The sequence below is a fragment of the Sulfitobacter sp. 1A12056 genome, from assembly GCF_043558125.1.
GTDB classification, from domain to species: Bacteria; Pseudomonadota; Alphaproteobacteria; order Rhodobacterales; family Rhodobacteraceae; genus Sulfitobacter; species Sulfitobacter faviae.
This window is the reverse complement of record NZ_JBIFFY010000001.1, coordinates 209,521-223,489: the sequence shown is the minus strand read 5'-3', so window position 1 is coordinate 223,489 and position 13,969 is coordinate 209,521. Positions and strand designations below refer to the sequence as shown.

The 13,969-nt window shown below is 64.1% G+C and carries 16 protein-coding genes; 14 read left to right on the top strand and 2 right to left on the bottom strand.

What is annotated here, in order from left to right; translation table 11 throughout:
• The first annotated feature begins 57 nt into the window (after positions 1 to 57).
• Genes thiD through ACGYLD_RS01060 form a run of 10 tightly spaced genes read left to right on the top strand, consistent with a single transcriptional unit; the run spans position 58 to position 7,483 of the window.
• On the top strand, positions 58 to 861 hold the full coding sequence (gene thiD / locus ACGYLD_RS01105; RefSeq protein ID WP_271691609.1) for a bifunctional hydroxymethylpyrimidine kinase/phosphomethylpyrimidine kinase: 804 nt from the start codon (positions 58 to 60) through the stop codon (positions 859 to 861).
• Positions 854 to 1,834 (top strand): FAD-dependent oxidoreductase, encoded by a 981-nt coding sequence (locus tag ACGYLD_RS01100; protein WP_271691611.1) that lies wholly within the window; start codon positions 854 to 856, stop codon positions 1,832 to 1,834. The genes thiD and ACGYLD_RS01100 overlap by 8 nt, the downstream gene beginning before the upstream one ends.
• Positions 1,824 to 2,021, top strand: a complete 198-nt coding sequence (gene thiS / locus ACGYLD_RS01095) for a sulfur carrier protein ThiS (protein WP_067260908.1) — start codon at positions 1,824 to 1,826, stop codon at positions 2,019 to 2,021. The genes ACGYLD_RS01100 and thiS overlap by 11 nt, the downstream gene beginning before the upstream one ends.
• Positions 2,022 to 2,024: 3 nt before the next feature.
• Positions 2,025 to 2,786 carry a thiazole synthase gene (locus ACGYLD_RS01090; RefSeq protein WP_394400685.1) on the top strand — a complete coding sequence of 254 codons (762 nt, stop codon included), beginning with the start codon at positions 2,025 to 2,027 and terminating at the stop codon, positions 2,784 to 2,786.
• Complete coding sequence (locus tag ACGYLD_RS01085) at positions 2,783 to 3,379, top strand: thiamine phosphate synthase (RefSeq protein WP_271691613.1); 597 nt, start codon at positions 2,783 to 2,785, stop codon at positions 3,377 to 3,379. The genes ACGYLD_RS01090 and ACGYLD_RS01085 overlap by 4 nt, the downstream gene beginning before the upstream one ends.
• Positions 3,376 to 4,338, top strand: a complete 963-nt coding sequence (locus tag ACGYLD_RS01080; protein ID WP_271691615.1) for a HesA/MoeB/ThiF family protein — start codon at positions 3,376 to 3,378, stop codon at positions 4,336 to 4,338. Before ACGYLD_RS01085 ends, ACGYLD_RS01080 begins: the two co-directional genes overlap by 4 nt.
• Before the next feature lie 37 nt (positions 4,339 to 4,375).
• Positions 4,376 to 5,323 (top strand): ABC transporter substrate-binding protein, encoded by a 948-nt coding sequence (locus tag ACGYLD_RS01075; RefSeq protein WP_271691616.1) that lies wholly within the window; start codon positions 4,376 to 4,378, stop codon positions 5,321 to 5,323.
• Entirely contained in the window at positions 5,320 to 6,003 is a 684-nt protein-coding gene (locus ACGYLD_RS01070) for a TenA family protein (RefSeq protein WP_271691617.1), read from the top strand. Before ACGYLD_RS01075 ends, ACGYLD_RS01070 begins: the two co-directional genes overlap by 4 nt.
• Positions 6,000 to 6,737: an ABC transporter ATP-binding protein gene (locus ACGYLD_RS01065; RefSeq protein WP_271691618.1), complete on the top strand. Its 738-nt coding sequence runs from the start codon at positions 6,000 to 6,002 to the stop codon at positions 6,735 to 6,737. Before ACGYLD_RS01070 ends, ACGYLD_RS01065 begins: the two co-directional genes overlap by 4 nt.
• On the top strand, positions 6,737 to 7,483 hold the full coding sequence (locus tag ACGYLD_RS01060) for an ABC transporter permease (RefSeq protein WP_394400681.1): 747 nt from the start codon (positions 6,737 to 6,739) through the stop codon (positions 7,481 to 7,483). The genes ACGYLD_RS01065 and ACGYLD_RS01060 overlap by 1 nt, the downstream gene beginning before the upstream one ends.
• A 259-nt stretch (positions 7,484 to 7,742) precedes the next feature.
• Here ACGYLD_RS01060 and ACGYLD_RS01055 read toward each other — a convergent pair whose 3' ends face one another.
• Both ACGYLD_RS01055 and ACGYLD_RS01050 read right to left on the bottom strand, forming a co-directional pair.
• A complete protein-coding gene (locus tag ACGYLD_RS01055; protein ID WP_209218687.1) occupies positions 7,743 to 8,090 on the bottom strand; it encodes a GNAT family N-acetyltransferase in 348 nt (115 codons plus the stop codon).
• Between the two features lie 329 nt (positions 8,091 to 8,419).
• Positions 8,420 to 8,560 carry a hypothetical protein gene (locus ACGYLD_RS01050; RefSeq protein WP_271691622.1) on the bottom strand — a complete coding sequence of 47 codons (141 nt, stop codon included), beginning with the start codon at positions 8,558 to 8,560 and terminating at the stop codon, positions 8,420 to 8,422.
• Between the two features lie 83 nt (positions 8,561 to 8,643).
• Here ACGYLD_RS01050 and hemN point away from each other — a divergent pair, with 83 nt between their 5' ends.
• From hemN to ACGYLD_RS01030, 4 genes are all read left to right on the top strand, one after another.
• Positions 8,644 to 9,999, top strand: coding sequence for an oxygen-independent coproporphyrinogen III oxidase (hemN, locus tag ACGYLD_RS01045; RefSeq protein WP_271691624.1), 1,356 nt, complete (start codon positions 8,644 to 8,646; stop codon positions 9,997 to 9,999).
• A gap of 158 nt (positions 10,000 to 10,157) precedes the next feature.
• Entirely contained in the window at positions 10,158 to 10,502 is a 345-nt protein-coding gene (locus tag ACGYLD_RS01040) for a DUF3140 domain-containing protein (protein ID WP_271691625.1), read from the top strand.
• Positions 10,503 to 10,858: 356 nt separating this feature from the next.
• Complete coding sequence (locus tag ACGYLD_RS01035; RefSeq protein WP_394400676.1) at positions 10,859 to 11,812, top strand: TAXI family TRAP transporter solute-binding subunit; 954 nt, start codon at positions 10,859 to 10,861, stop codon at positions 11,810 to 11,812.
• A gap of 61 nt (positions 11,813 to 11,873) precedes the next feature.
• Positions 11,874 to 13,658 (top strand): TRAP transporter permease, encoded by a 1,785-nt coding sequence (locus ACGYLD_RS01030; RefSeq protein ID WP_394400673.1) that lies wholly within the window; start codon positions 11,874 to 11,876, stop codon positions 13,656 to 13,658.
• The last annotated feature ends 311 nt before the right edge of the window (positions 13,659 to 13,969 follow it).

Below are 13,969 nucleotides of genomic sequence, written 5' to 3'. Positions count from 1 at the left end.
GCGGTCGTTTACCCCGTATCTCCATGCCCTCGGCCCATCTAACGAATGGGGGGCCGAATGGCGTTTCAAGCACTGACGATTGCGGGGTCCGACAGCAGCGGCGGGGCGGGGATTCAGGCCGATCTCAAGACCTTTAGCGCGCTTGGCGTCTATGGGGCCAGCGTGCTCACCGCCGTCACCGCCCAGAACACCCGCGCCGTCGCCGCGGTCGCCATGATCGCGCCTGCGATGATCCGCGCGCAGATGGCGGCGGTCTTTGACGATCTGGCCATCGGCGCGATCAAGATCGGCATGTTGGGCGATCCGGCCACGATCTCCGCCGTGGCCGAGGGGCTGGCCGACTGCCCCGCGCCCATTGTGCTCGACCCGGTGATGGTGGCGAAATCCGGCGATGCGCTGCTCTCTGCCGAAGCGGTCAAAACCCTGCGCGCCCGGATGCTGCCCCGCGCCCATGTGCTGACGCCGAACCTGCCCGAGGCCGCACGGCTACTGGACACAGAAGAAGCCACCGACGAGGCCACGATGCTCGCGCAGGGCCGCGCGCTGCTGTCGCTCGGTCCGCGCGCGGTGCTGATGAAGGGCGGCCATGGCAAGGGCGAGACCTGTGTCGATCTGCTGATTTCCAAGACCGACACCCTGCGCCTTTCCGCGCCCCGCCAGCAGACGGCGAACACCCATGGCACCGGCTGCACGCTCTCTGCCGCCATTGCCGCCGGTCTGGCGCGGGGCCTGCCTCTGCCGCAGGCGGTGGGAGCCGCTCATAGCTATCTGCAACGCGCCATTGCCGCGGCGGACGCCCTCAACATCGGCCATGGCCACGGGCCGGTCCATCATTTTCACGGCGTTTGGCCCCATGAGTGATGTCACCATCATCGGCGCGGGCGTGGCAGGGCTTTGGGCCGCGCGGGCCTGTCTGGCGCAGGGGCTGCGGCCCCGGCTCGTTGACCGCAAAGGCCCGCCCGGGCCGCATGGCTGTTCGTGGTGGGCGGGCGGCATGCTCGCCCCCTTTTGCGAAGGCGCGCTGAGCGAGCCTGCGGTGGTAACCCATGGGCGGCGTGCCGCGGCGCTATGGGGGGAGATCACGGAAGTCACCCATCGGGGCACGCTGGTCCTCGCCCCCGAACGGGACCGCGCGGAATTGCAGCGTTTCGCCGCCCGCACCGAAAGCCACAGCCCCTGCGACGCCGAAGCCATCGCGGCCTGTGAGCCGGACCTCGCCGGGCGCCATCGCCGCGGGTTGTTCTTTGCCGAGGAAGCGCATCTGAACCCGCGCCAAGCGCTGCAAGACCTGACCCATGCGCTGGCCGCCGAGGGCGTGACGGTTAAGACCACGGCCCTCACCCCTTCGGAGGTCACAGGCCCGGTGATCGACTGCCGCGGCATGGTGGCCCGCGACGCTCTGCCCGGTTTGCGTGCCGTGCGCGGCGAGATGATCCTGCTGCGCGCGCCTGAGATCACCCTCACCCGCCCGATCCGCCTGCTGCACCCGCGCCACCCGCTTTACGTCGTGCCGCGCGGGCAAGGCATCTACATGCTGGGCGCGACCCAGATCGAAAGCGCCAGCCGCAGCGGCATGACCGCCCGCTCGGCGCTGGAACTGCTCTCAGCCGCCTATGCGCTCGACCCGCGCTTTGCCGAGGGCGAGATCATCGAGATGGGCGCCGACCTGCGCCCGGCTTTCGCCGACAACCTGCCCGGCATCGTACAGCGCGGGGCGGTGCTGCATCTGAACGGATTGTTCCGGCACGGCTTTCTCATGGCGCCCGCCTTGGCCGAACAGGCCGCGGGCTTTCTGGCAACAGCGACAACGGGGGATTTATTCCGTGAAGATTGAAGTGAACGGCGAGACGCGTGAGGTCACCGCCGCGCAGCTTGACGCGGCACTGGCAGAGCTTGGTTGGGGCGAAGCGAAAGTCGCCACCGCCCTCAACGGCAGTTTCGTCCCCGCAGGCGCGCGGGGTGAGACCATGCTGAGCGACGGCGACCGGCTCGAAGTGCTCAGCGCCATGCAGGGGGGCTGAACGATGCGCGATTTCTACGGCACCGCCCTGCCCCTGCCGCTGATGCTGGGCACCGCGCGCTACCCCTCGCCCGCAGTGATGGAGGCCGCCTTTCGCCAAAGCGTCGCGCCGGTCGCCACGGTTTCGCTGCGCCGCGAACAAGGCGCAGGACAGGCGTTTTGGGACATGGTGCGCGGCTTGGGCGTGCATCTGCTGCCCAACACCGCCGGCTGCCATTCCGCGCGCGAGGCGATCACCACGGCGCAGATGGCGCGGGAATACTTCGGCACCAATTGGATCAAGCTAGAGGTCATCGGCCATGCCGACACGCTGCAACCTGACCCCTTCGGGCTGGTCGAGGCTGCCGAGGCGCTCTGCGCCGATGGGTTCGAGGTCTTCCCCTATACCACCGAGGATCAGGTGCTGGCCGCGCGGTTGGTCGATGCGGGCTGCCGGGTGCTGATGCCTTGGGGTGCGCCGATCGGCTCGGGGCTGGGGCTGAACAACCTGCACGGGCTGCGCAGTCTGCGGGCAGCATTTCCCGATGTGGCCATGGTGATCGACGCGGGCCTCGGCCTGCCCAGCCATGCGGCACAGGCGTTGGAGATGGGGTTCGACGCGGTGCTTTTGAACACCGCCGTGGCCGAGGCCCGCGACCCCGCCGCCATGGCCGAAGCCTTTGCGCTGGCCTGCCGCGCGGGCGCGCTTGCCGCCGCCTCCGGCCCTATGGGCCAGCGCGACATGGCCGTGCCCTCCACCCCCGTCATCGGAAAGGCTTGGCTATGAGCTTGCCGCGTTTCTACCCCGTCTTCGATAGTACCGCATGGGTCGCGCGGGCCGTGCCCTTGGGCGTGAAGCTGGTGCAACTGCGCATCAAGGACGCGCCCGAAGAGGTGCTGCGCGCCGAGATCACCACCGCGCTCGACCTCTGCCGCCAGCACGGCGCACTGCTGGTGGTGAATGACCACTGGCAACTGGCGATTGAACTGGGGGCCGATTGGCTGCATCTGGGGCAAGAGGATTTGGACAGTGCCAACATCCCCGCGATCCGCGCCGCCGGGCTGAAGCTGGGCCTGTCGACCCATGACCATGCCGAGCTTGACCGCGCGCTGGCCCTCGCCCCCGATTACATCGCCCTCGGCCCCGTCTATCCGACCATTCTGAAAAAGATGAAATGGACCGAACAGGGGCTCGACCGTTTGACGGAATGGAAGGCGCGGATCGGGGATATCCCGCTTTGCGCCATCGGCGGCATGTCTGTCGCCCGTGCGCCGGGGGCCTTTGCCGCCGGGGCCGATACGGTGGCTGCGGTCACGGATATCACGCTGAACGCAGACCCCGAAGCGCGGATGCGCGAATGGCTTGAGGTGACGGCATGAGCCGTTACGCCCGCCAGATCATTCTGCCGCAGGTTGGCGCCGAGGGGCAAGCGCGGCTCACGGCGGCGCATGTGCTGGTCGTCGGTGCCGGAGCGCTGGCGGTGCCTGTGCTGCAATATCTCGTCGGGGCCGGTGTCGGGCGGATCACATTGGTGGACGGCGATCAGGTGGCCTTGAGCAATCTGCACCGCCAACCGCTCTACCGGATGGACGGTATCGGCAGGCCCAAGGTCCGTGCCGCCGCCGAGGCGATGGCGGCGCTGAACCCCGAGGTGACGCTTGTCCCGCGTGCCGAATGGCTCACCCCTGCCAATGCGCCCGCCCTGCTGGCGGGCTGCGATATCGCGCTCGACTGCGCCGACACTTTCGCCGCCAGCCTGACCCTGTCGGACGAAGCCCGCGCGCAGGGCAAACCGCTGATTTCAGCCTCGGCCCTTGGGCTGTCGGGCTATGTCGGTGGTTTCTGCGGGGGTGCCCCTTCGCTCCGCGCTGTTTTCCCTGACCTGCCGCAGACCGCAGCGACATGTGACACGGCGGGTGTTTTGGGGCCCGTGGTGGGGATGATCGGCGCGGCGCAGGCGCAGATGGCGCTCTCGGTCCTGCTGGGCCTCGCGCCCTCCCCGCTGGGGCAACTCTTGATCTGGGACGCCGCGCAATGGCGCATGTCGGGCTTTCGTTTTGACAGCGCGCCCGAGCCTGCGCGCGCCGCGGGTTTCATCGCCGAAAGCCAGATCGCCCCGCGCGATATGGTCATCGACCTGCGCGCCGAAGCGCCCGCGCCTTTCTCAGCCCAAGCGCGCCATGTCCCGCCCGAGGCGCTGCCGGACCTGCCGTTGCCAGCCGATGCACCCCGCATCGTGCTCGCCTGTCGCACCGGCCTGCGCGCGCATCACGCGGCCAACACCCTTCGCCCCCGCTGGCGGGGCGAGATCGCCCTACTCGCCCTCCCCGGCGCCTGACCCTTTTCCCGCATAAACGATATACTGGAGACCCTTCGTGAAAAACATCCTCGCCCCCCTTGCCCTGACGCTGATCGCAGCCCCCGCCTTGGCCCAAGACAAGATGACCGTCATGCTCGACTGGTTCGTGAACCCCGATCACGGGCCGATCATTCTAGCGCAGGAGAAGGGCTATTTCACCGATGCGGGGCTGGAGGTCGAACTCGTCTCTCCCGCCGACCCGAATGAGCCGCCGCGCATGGTGGCGGCGGGCCGGGTCGATCTGGCAGTCTCTTACCAGCCGGAACTGCATCTCGCCCAGCGCGAGGGGTTGGACCTGCGGCGTGTGGGCACGCTGGTCGAAACCCCGCTCACCTGCCTCGTGGTCCGCGCCGACGGGCCGGTGCAGGAGATGGCGGACCTGAAGGGCCGAAAGGTGGGTTTCGCCGTGGCGGGCGTGCAAGAGATGCTGCTGGATGCGATGCTGAGCCACAATGGCGTGGCGCCTGCCGAGGTCGAGCAAATCAACATCGGCTGGTCAATCTCGCCCGCGCTAATGTCGGGACAAGTCGACGGCGTGATCGGCGCGTTCCGCAATTTCGAGCTGAACCAGATGCAGATCGAAGGCCATGAGGGCCGTTGCTTTTACCCCGAAGCCGAGGGCGTGCCCGCTTATGATGAGCTGATCTACGTCGCCCATGCCGAAGAGATGGACCGCGACATGATCGCCCGCTTCCTGCGTGCCACCGAACGGGCCGCCGCCGATATCGTGAATGATCCGGCGGCCAGCGGAGAGGTTTTCTTTGCCTCCGACGCCGAGCTGCGCAACGAGCTGAACACCCGCGCATGGGAAGACACATGGCCCCGTTTCGCCACCCGCCCCGCCGCGGTGGACCACGGGCGCTATGACCGGTTCGAGACCTTCATGCAGGAAAGCGGCGTGGTGGAAACCGTGATCCCCGCCGCCGATCTGGTGGTCGACGTCACAGCGCAGGCGAAACCATGACGGCGCCCGAATACGGCAAGGCCTTCGCCGCTTGGCGCGATGGTGCCGGAGAGTCATGGCGGGCCTATACACGCCATGACTTTGTCGAACAGTTGGGCAACGGCAGTCTGTCGCAGGCCAGTTATCTGCATTACCTGCGGCAGGACTATGTTTTCCTCATCCACTTCGCCCGCGCTTGGGCGCTTGCGGCGGCCAAGGCGGAAACGCTGGATGAAATGGCCGCCGCGAGTGCCACGGTCCACGCGCTCGTGCATGTGGAGATGCCCCTCCATGTAGAGACCTGCGCAGGCCATGGCATCGACCGCACCACGCTTGAGGCCACGGCAGAGGCCCCCGGCAACCTCGCCTATACGCGCTATGTTTTGGAGGCGGGCTATTCCGGGGACTTCCTTGACCTGATGGCCGCCCTCGCCCCCTGCGTTCTGGGCTATGGTGAAATCGGGTTGGCCCTGCGGGGCAATGACGGCCCCTATGCCGATTGGTGCGCGGTTTATGGGGGTGAAGAGTATCAAGCACTGTGCCGCGATGTCGGCGCGCTGATCGACGGGGGGCTAGAGCGGCGTCTGGGCGCAAACTGGCAAACCCTGCCACGGGCCAAGACCTTGCAAGAGCGTTTCAACACGGCCACCGCCCTTGAGGTTGGCTTTTGGGACATGGCGCTGTCGCCCGCGGCAGCATGACCGCCCCAGCGGTGCATCTATCGGGCGCGCTTCACGGCGCTGCTGGCCCTTTGATCAACCATTTCGATCTTACCCTCAAGGCCGGGCAATGGAACGTCTTGCTCGGCCCCTCGGGTGTGGGAAAAACCTCGCTGCTGCGTCTGCTTGCGGGTCTGCCCACTGTGGCCCGTCTCACCGGACGCATCGCCGCCGACGACGACCGCCCTCTCGCCCCCCGTGTCGCCATGATGGCGCAGGACGACCAGCTACTGCCGTGGGCGAGCGCGGTGGAGAATGTCACCATCCCCGCCCGCCTACGCGGAGAACGGGCGGACCCTGACCGCGCTGCTGCGCTTCTGGCCGAGGTCGGGCTTCGCGCGGAGCTGCGCCGCAAACCTGCACAGCTTTCCGCCGGTCAGCGCCAGCGCGTCACCCTCGCCCGCACGCTGTACGAAGACCGCCCCGTGGTCCTGCTGGACGAACCGTTCTCGGCCCTCGATGTGGTGACCCGCCTTAAAATGCAGGATCTAGCGGCGCGGCTGTTTTGCGGGCGAACCGTCGTATTGATCACCCATGACCCGGCGGAGGCCCTAAGGCTCGCCAATTACGCTTGGATCGTGAGCCGCCATGGGGCCGCCCCCTGCCCCCTGCCCAAAACGCCGCCACCGCGCCGGATCGACGCCCCCGAGACCCTCGCCGCTCAAGCCGATCTGCTGCGCCGGATGGGGCTGGCCTCACCCGCGCAGGTCGCCTGATGGTATCTACGCTCCATAAATTATGGCGTGGCATGGTCTGCTTCGCACTCGCCGTCGCGATTTGGCAGCTTGTCGTCACCCTCAGCGGCGTGCCGCGTTTCATCCTGCCGGGGCCTTGGCTTGTCTTGCAGGCGCTGGGCGGGAATGCCGCGCTGCTCTGGCAAAATGCGCTATGGTCGGCGGGCAATCTTGCGCTGGGCCTAAGCTTAGGCATTTTCCTCGGCATTGAGACCGCGCTGTTGCTGACCCTCTCGCGCCGCGCGCGCTGGCTGCTGCGCCCGATGCTGGTGGTGGCTCAGGCCGTGCCTGTCTTCGCCCTCGCCCCGGTCATCACCCTCTGGCTCGGTTACGGGATGCCCTCCAAGATCGTGACCATCGCGCTGGTCACCTATTTTCCCATCGCCTCGGCCCTCTTCGACCGGCTGATGGCGCTGCCCCCGGGCATGCGCGATCTGGCGCATCTTTCAGGCGCCAACCGCTGGCGCGAAACACTGCTGCTGCGCCTGCCCCATGCCGTGCCGGGGCTGATCTCGGGCCTGCGTCTGGCGGTGGTCTATGGCCCCCTCGCGGTGCTGATCGGCGAATGGGTCGGCTCCTCCCGCGGGCTGGGGCATCTGATGCTGATGGCCAATGGCCGCGGCCAAACCGCGCTCATGTTTGCGGCCCTGATCGTGCTCGCGGCGCTGTCGCTGCTGCTTTGGTCCACGGTCGAAGCGCTCGCCCGCTGGACGGCACGGTGGTTTTAGGTGCTTTGGAACCCCATGGATAGCGTGATGCCCTTATGCGGCACGGCATGGCAATCCGCGCTCCAGCGTCCAAGGATATCCGGGCACCGAAAAAGATATCGGCTATGTGAAATGGTTGATCGATGAAACCGACCCCGTGGGCCGCGGGTTCACCATCACCTAAAAGCTAAAACGTGAAAATTGGCCGCCGCAACCTAAGTGGGGGCCATTCACCTGATAGCCAGAGGCAGATTCCACATGTCCCTCTCAAATTTTCCGGTCAGTTCAACGACAGCTGCGCGACACATTCGGCCCCGCGGCAACGTATCTCTCCCCCTTCTTCGATGCAGAGCTTTTTGATCGCGATATTGCTGCGCAAGAAGTTCACATCCACCGTCTCAATATTTCGCGCACGCGCTTCGGCCAGACCGCGATGGAAGAGCCTCCGGCCATAGCCGCGCCCTTGATAGGCGTCTTCAACCGAAAGCCCGATCTCCGCATGGGTGCTGTCAATGCAATGAAGCTCCAGTATCGCACGCAAAGCATCATCGCATTCGACGCCGAGCGTCAGGTCGGGGTTGGAGCCCCGAACCACGCGCAGCAAGGCATCATCGTTAAGCTGGCCCATGAATCTCAGTTCTCGCGAGGCGGGGCTAAGTCTTTGGTAATGTTCGCATAGGGTCTGCTTTAGAAGCGGGAGGGGAACGGAAAGAGGTTCTGGAACGGCGGTGTGCATGGTGTCTCCAATCTCAAGTCCAAGATGGGAGTCCGACCCGCCCGGAGTAGATATCGAACAGGGCAGGAGAAATGCGCTGTTTGCATAGGTTGCCGGGACGTTTGCTATTCCAGCCCGTGGCGCGCGCTGCGAGAATAGCGCGCTGCTGCCCTCGTCATCCTGTTGTCCTTCGTGCAGTTCCGGGAAACCGCAGGCGCGGCGTGCATCAATCCCGCGACGGCCTATACTGCCCCCTCCACTTCTGCTTTCAACCGCTGCGCTGCCCCGCCGGGGGCGGCACCCCAGACGGCGATCCAGCGGTAGAGGATCGGCGTCAGAAAGAGCATGAAAACCGTAGCAAAGCCCAAGCCGCCGACGATCACCCAACGGACGGCAATGCGCGATTTTTGCGTCCGAATTGATCCAACGCAAAGACCGCTGAACGGCGCCCCCCTAAACCGGTGCCATGGAACAGATACAGATGCTCGAGGCTCTCGGCCTCTTCGACGCGCGCGTGCCGCGCTACACCTCCTATCCCACCGCGGCGGCTTTCACCCCCGCGGTCGGCGCCGCGTTTCAGCGCTCAGCGCTCGGCACGTTGGACCCCGGCGTGCCGGTCTCGGTCTATGTCCACATCCCCTTTTGCGAGCGGCTGTGCTATTTCTGCGCCTGCCACACGCAGGGCACCAAGACGCTCAGCCCTGTCGAGCGCTATATCGAGGCTCTTGAGGCCGAGCTTGAGCTTCTGCGCGCCGCGATGCCTGCGGGCATACGGATGGGGCGGATGCATTGGGGTGGCGGGACACCGACCATCCTACCGCCCGCCCTCATCGACCGCCTGAACCGCGCCCTTCATCAGATCTTCACCCCGACCGAGGATTTCGAGTTCTCCGTCGAGATCGACCCCACCCAGATCGATCCCACCAAAATCGCTGCCCTGCGCGCCGCGGGCCTCACACGGGCCTCTATCGGCATTCAGGATTTCGACCCTGAGGTGCAGCAGGCCATCGGGCGCCTCCAGTCCTTCGAGGTCACACGCCGCTGTGTCGATCAGTTGCGCGTCGAGGGGGTCACCTCGCTCAATACTGACTTGGTTTACGGTCTGCCTCATCAGACCATGGCGCGGCTGGAGGATACGATTGACAAGACCCTGTCCCTTGCCCCGGATCGCGTGGCGCTTTTCGGCTATGCGCATGTGCCATGGGTCGCGAAACGGCAGAAACTCATCCGCGAGGCGACACTGCCCGACGCAGTCGCACGCTATCACTTCGCCGAGAAGGCCGCGGCACGCTTCGCCGCTTCGGGCATGGAGGCAATTGGCATCGATCATTTCGCCACGCCGCAGGATGGGCTGACCCAAGCAAAGAACAACCGCCGTCTGCGCCGGAATTTCCAAGGCTACACCGATGACAATTGCCAAACCCTGATCGGCCTCGGCGCCTCGTCAATCTCGCGCTTTCCGGGGGGCTACGTACAGAACGCACCCGCGACAGCAGCCTACACCGCGCGCATCGCGGCTGGCGAGTTGCCCGGAACGCGCGGCTACGCTTTGAACGACGCTGAGCGCCTGACCGCGCGGGCGATTGAATGTCTGATGTGCGACTTCACTCTTGACCTGAACGCCTTGGCAGAAACCTTCGGCCCACGGGCCTTCGATCTCGCGCCCGAGTTGAAGGCCATCGCGACCCGCTACACGCCATTCGTGCGCTTGTCCGGAACGCGCCTCGACATCCTGCCCGAAGGTCGCGCCCTGACCCGCATGATCGCATCGATGCTTGACCGAGAGGTGCCGGAGGGCATGCGCTATTCGCAAGCGTCTTGAGCTTTCACCGGCTCGCCCGAGGCGCGGGCCGTTCAGACACTGACAAGCCAACAGCAGACAGATCGTTGTGCGTCAAACTGACCATGGCAGACCGCTGTGACCTATCGGAACAAAGCGCGCGCAAGCCGGTTTCTTCCCAGTAATGGATTGGGAAAAAAATGTCTTCATCGAAATCGAAGGACGAAATCTGGGACGAGTGGCGCGATCTGGTCAACATGGCACCGGCGGAGCTTGAGGAATGGCTGGAGACCGAGGCCTCCAAGTCCGTGGGCGACAGCGGAAGCGGTGAAAGCACCGGGCACAAATCCGGCCGCAGGATCGTCAAGATCAAACGTACCAGCAAGGACGACCTGACCGACGATCAGTGGGATCACATGGCAACCGTCGTTGGCTATATCAAACGGCACCTCTCCCAAGGCGGGCCGAAGGATGGAGTTGAAGACTCGAAATGGCGCTATTCGCTGATGAATTGGGGCCACGACCCTTTGAAGGGCGATAGCTGACGCACTGCGCCTTGCCCGATTGATAAGGGTATGGACCTTTGATCGGGCTTCAACATTGGCAAAGGAGCGCAGACAGTTGCGCTTTTTCGCAACTCAAGCGTCGATATCTCTCGCCCCCTATGGCCTGCGATCCGCGCATCGCAGAATTGGTTGCGGGGCGCAGCGAACCTGCCGCCTCTGCCATCTTCGCCCCCGCAAGACCGAAGCGGCCCGCCGTATTGGTCCGTAAGAGCCACCCAACAGCGAAACCCCATTCTCGACAATGCCGTAGTGTGCTGCCACAAAGTCACCCAAAGGCAGTCCCGCACATGTTTCGCCGGGAGAACGTTGGCCTTGCGCTTGGAGGAGGAAAAACCATGAATGCGTTGAGACAAACTATTTGCGCGGCATTGGCCCTGGGGCTTGTGGGGGGTGCCGCGAGCGCCGAAACCAGAGTGACCTATAAGTCGGCCAAATCGGGCTCGTCCTACTATCAAATGGGCGTGGAGCTTGCCGAAGCCATGAAAGCGGGCAGCGGCGGAGACATCTCGGTTACCGTGGAAGAGAGCCAAGGATCGGTTCAGAACGTCATGGAAGTCCGCGCGCGCGGGGCCGACTATGTCTTTACCACCCCGCCCTCGCTCGTTGGTCTGGCCCAGAACGGCAAGGCCATGTTTGAAGGCAAGACCGCACCTGCTTTCAGTGAGATTCGCGCGCTCTTCCCGATCCCATCGCTGACCATGCATTTCGTGATGTCTCAGGACAGCGGCGCCACCGCGCTCGCGGATCTGGAAGGCAAGAGCATCCTGCTGGGCAAAGGGTCTTTCGGCGCGACTGAAGGTGCGAAGTATCTGGATATGTTCGGGCTGGCAGACAGTGTGGAGATCGCGGATGCGGAATTGAGCAACGCCGTGGCCGCTTTGAAGAACGGGCAGATCGACGGCTTTGTCACAGCGGGCTCCTTCCCGGCGCCAAATGTCGTCGAAGCCGCCGCCTCCACCCCCGTTACCGTTGTCCCGTTGTCGGACGAGCAGATCACCCAATCCAAACGGACCCGCATTGTCATTCCGGCGGGCACCTATGCGGGCCAAGAGCAGGATGTGACCACAACGTCCCTGCCCGTCGTCGCTTTCACGACAACCAAGATGGACGATGAAACGGCTTATCAACTGACCAAGACCTATTGGGAAAACAAGGCCAAGATGGCCGATACTTCGCCTTGGTGGGGCAATGTCACGCCTGAGTTGATGGCCAATATCACCACTGAACTCCACCCCGGCGCGCTGCGCTATTACGAAGAAGCCGGGATCGCGAAAGAGACCTCGCAATAACAGGTTGCGCGGCGTGGGTTTTCCGCGCCGCGCTTGCCCAGCCAAAGCCGGAACTCTATAGATGACAAATCTCCCCGAAAGCCGATTGGCGGCGAGTTTCTGGATCGCGCTGGCCATCGCGCTGGTCAGCTATCACTTGGCGCTGGTGTTTTCGGGGCTGGTGCCGAACTTGATCAGCAGGCCGCTGCATATGGCCTTTATTCTGCCCTTTGCCTTGCTCTTTGACGCGCAGACCCCGCTGCGGCGGATCACTGGCAGCATCTTGGCCGCAGTGGGCATCGCCGCAGCGCTTTGGGTGGCATTCAACAGCGACGCGCTTGGCGATCAATACGGGTTCATCGAAAGCAACTTCCAGCTTGCCGTGGCGGCGACCCTGCTCTTGGTGGTGCTGGAAACGGCGCGGCGCGTGATCGGTTGGCCCTTGCCACTGGTCGCGGCACTCGCCCTGCTCTATGGCCTGTTCGGGCAGCATATTCCTGGCGAGTTCGGTCATTCCGGCACGCCAATAGAAAGCTATTTCGGAACACTGACCATTGCCGAGGGCGGCATCTGGGGAACGCTCACCGGTGTCTCGGTCTCTGTCGTGGCGATCTTTGTCATCTTCGGCGCAGTTCTGAACGCTGGCGAAGCGGGGCAAGGCTTCATGAATGTCGCCGCCGCCGCCGCGGGGCGGCTGAAAGGCGGCGCGGCGAAGGTTTCTGTTTTGTCGTCGGCGCTCTTTGGGTCGATCTCTGGCTCAGCCTCCGCAAATGTCGCTTCCACCGGCGCGATCACCCTGCCCGCGATGACCAAGCTTGGCTACCCCAAACGCCTCGCCGCCGCGGTCGAGGCCGTGGCCTCCTCAGGCGGGCAAATCATGCCGCCCCTGATGGGCGCAGGCGCTTTCGTGATGGTCGAGCTGACCGGCGTGCCCTACACTGGCATCATGGCTGCCGCCGCGCTTCCGGCAGTGCTTTACTTTGTGGCGGTCTGGGTTGGCATCAACGCCTACGCGCAGCGCTTCGCCCTCAAAGGGATCGCAGAAGCGGATCGCCCTGCAATGCGCGACGTGGTTGTCACATCGCTCTTCTTTCTCGTCCCCTTCTCGGTCCTGCTATGGGGGATGTTCGTCGCGCAGTTCACGCCGGAATATGCGGCGGCTATGGCGATCCTCGCAGCGGCGCTGCTCTTGTTCTTCAACGCGCAGCTCACTTTCGAGCCGCGCCAGATCGCCACGCGAATGGCAAGTGCAGTTCTCAATGCCGCGCGGCAGGTTGCCCTGATCGCCTCCATCATCCTTTGCGCCTCAATCATCATCGGTGTGCTGTCGATCACCGGGCTTGGCGTGAAAATCACCTCTCTCATTCTGGCGGGGTCCGGGGGACTTCTTTGGCCGTCCCTGCTGCTCACGGCGCTTGCTTGCCTCATTCTGGGCATGGAGGTACCCACCACGGCGGCCTATGTGATCTGCGTCTCCGTCGCCGGTCCTGCGCTCATTGAACTGGGTCTTTCGCCGCTTCAAGCGCATCTCTTTGTCTTTTGGTTCGCGCTTCTCTCGACAATCACGCCCCCGGTCTGCGGCGCTGTTTTTATCGCCGCGGGGATGATTGGCGAGAATTGGTTGAAGGTCGCTCTGACAGCGATGGCGCTTGGCATTGGGCTCTACATCATCCCGCTCGGTATGGTCGCGAACCCGGATATGCTAAGCCTATCGGACACCCCATTGGCAGCTCTCTTGGCGGCTGGTCGTGTCTCATTGGGGCTGACCCTGCTTTCATACGGTTTGATCGGCGCACGACGGCCCGTGCCGACGCTCGCGCTTTGCGCAGGTGGGCTGGCTGTTGTGTTTTCTGGCCTGTGGATTTGAGCTGGCGGCGTTAGAGCAGGCGATTGGTTAAGTTGATGGTTCGAAGCAAACGCGCAAACCAATTCGGGCTCTATTGGAGGCGTGACCTGTCACTGAATTTTCACCCAGCCGCGCCCGGACCCCGATTAGTCTTTACAATAGATGCCTTGCGGAACTCGATACTCCGTGGGCATTTGATCGAAGACAGCTTTGTTCGGCAAAATTCAAACAAGGCGTCACGCAGTTCACATAAAATACGGACGTGTATGGTCCCTCCCTAAATGCAGGTGAAATTTTGATAATAAAAACCGTCTTCTACAACAAACGTTGTT

Coding starts and splice junctions, on each gene's coding strand:
- ACGYLD_RS01090 (WP_394400685.1), top strand. CDS start 2,025: ATGCGCGATTTCTACGGCACCGCCCTGCCCCTGCCGCTGATGCTGGGC.
- ACGYLD_RS01080 (WP_271691615.1), top strand. CDS start 3,376: ATGAGCCGTTACGCCCGCCAGATCATTCTGCCGCAGGTTGGCGCCGAG.
- hemN (WP_271691624.1), top strand. CDS start 8,644: ATGGAACAGATACAGATGCTCGAGGCTCTCGGCCTCTTCGACGCGCGC.
- ACGYLD_RS01055 (WP_209218687.1), bottom strand. CDS start 8,090: ATGGGCCAGCTTAACGATGATGCCTTGCTGCGCGTGGTTCGGGGCTCC.
- thiD (WP_271691609.1), top strand. CDS start 58: ATGGCGTTTCAAGCACTGACGATTGCGGGGTCCGACAGCAGCGGCGGG.
- ACGYLD_RS01035 (WP_394400676.1), top strand. CDS start 10,859: ATGAATGCGTTGAGACAAACTATTTGCGCGGCATTGGCCCTGGGGCTT.
- ACGYLD_RS01060 (WP_394400681.1), top strand. CDS start 6,737: ATGGTATCTACGCTCCATAAATTATGGCGTGGCATGGTCTGCTTCGCA.
- ACGYLD_RS01030 (WP_394400673.1), top strand. CDS start 11,874: ATGACAAATCTCCCCGAAAGCCGATTGGCGGCGAGTTTCTGGATCGCG.
- ACGYLD_RS01065 (WP_271691618.1), top strand. CDS start 6,000: ATGACCGCCCCAGCGGTGCATCTATCGGGCGCGCTTCACGGCGCTGCT.
- ACGYLD_RS01100 (WP_271691611.1), top strand. CDS start 854: ATGAGTGATGTCACCATCATCGGCGCGGGCGTGGCAGGGCTTTGGGCC.
- ACGYLD_RS01070 (WP_271691617.1), top strand. CDS start 5,320: ATGACGGCGCCCGAATACGGCAAGGCCTTCGCCGCTTGGCGCGATGGT.
- ACGYLD_RS01040 (WP_271691625.1), top strand. CDS start 10,158: ATGTCTTCATCGAAATCGAAGGACGAAATCTGGGACGAGTGGCGCGAT.
- ACGYLD_RS01085 (WP_271691613.1), top strand. CDS start 2,783: ATGAGCTTGCCGCGTTTCTACCCCGTCTTCGATAGTACCGCATGGGTC.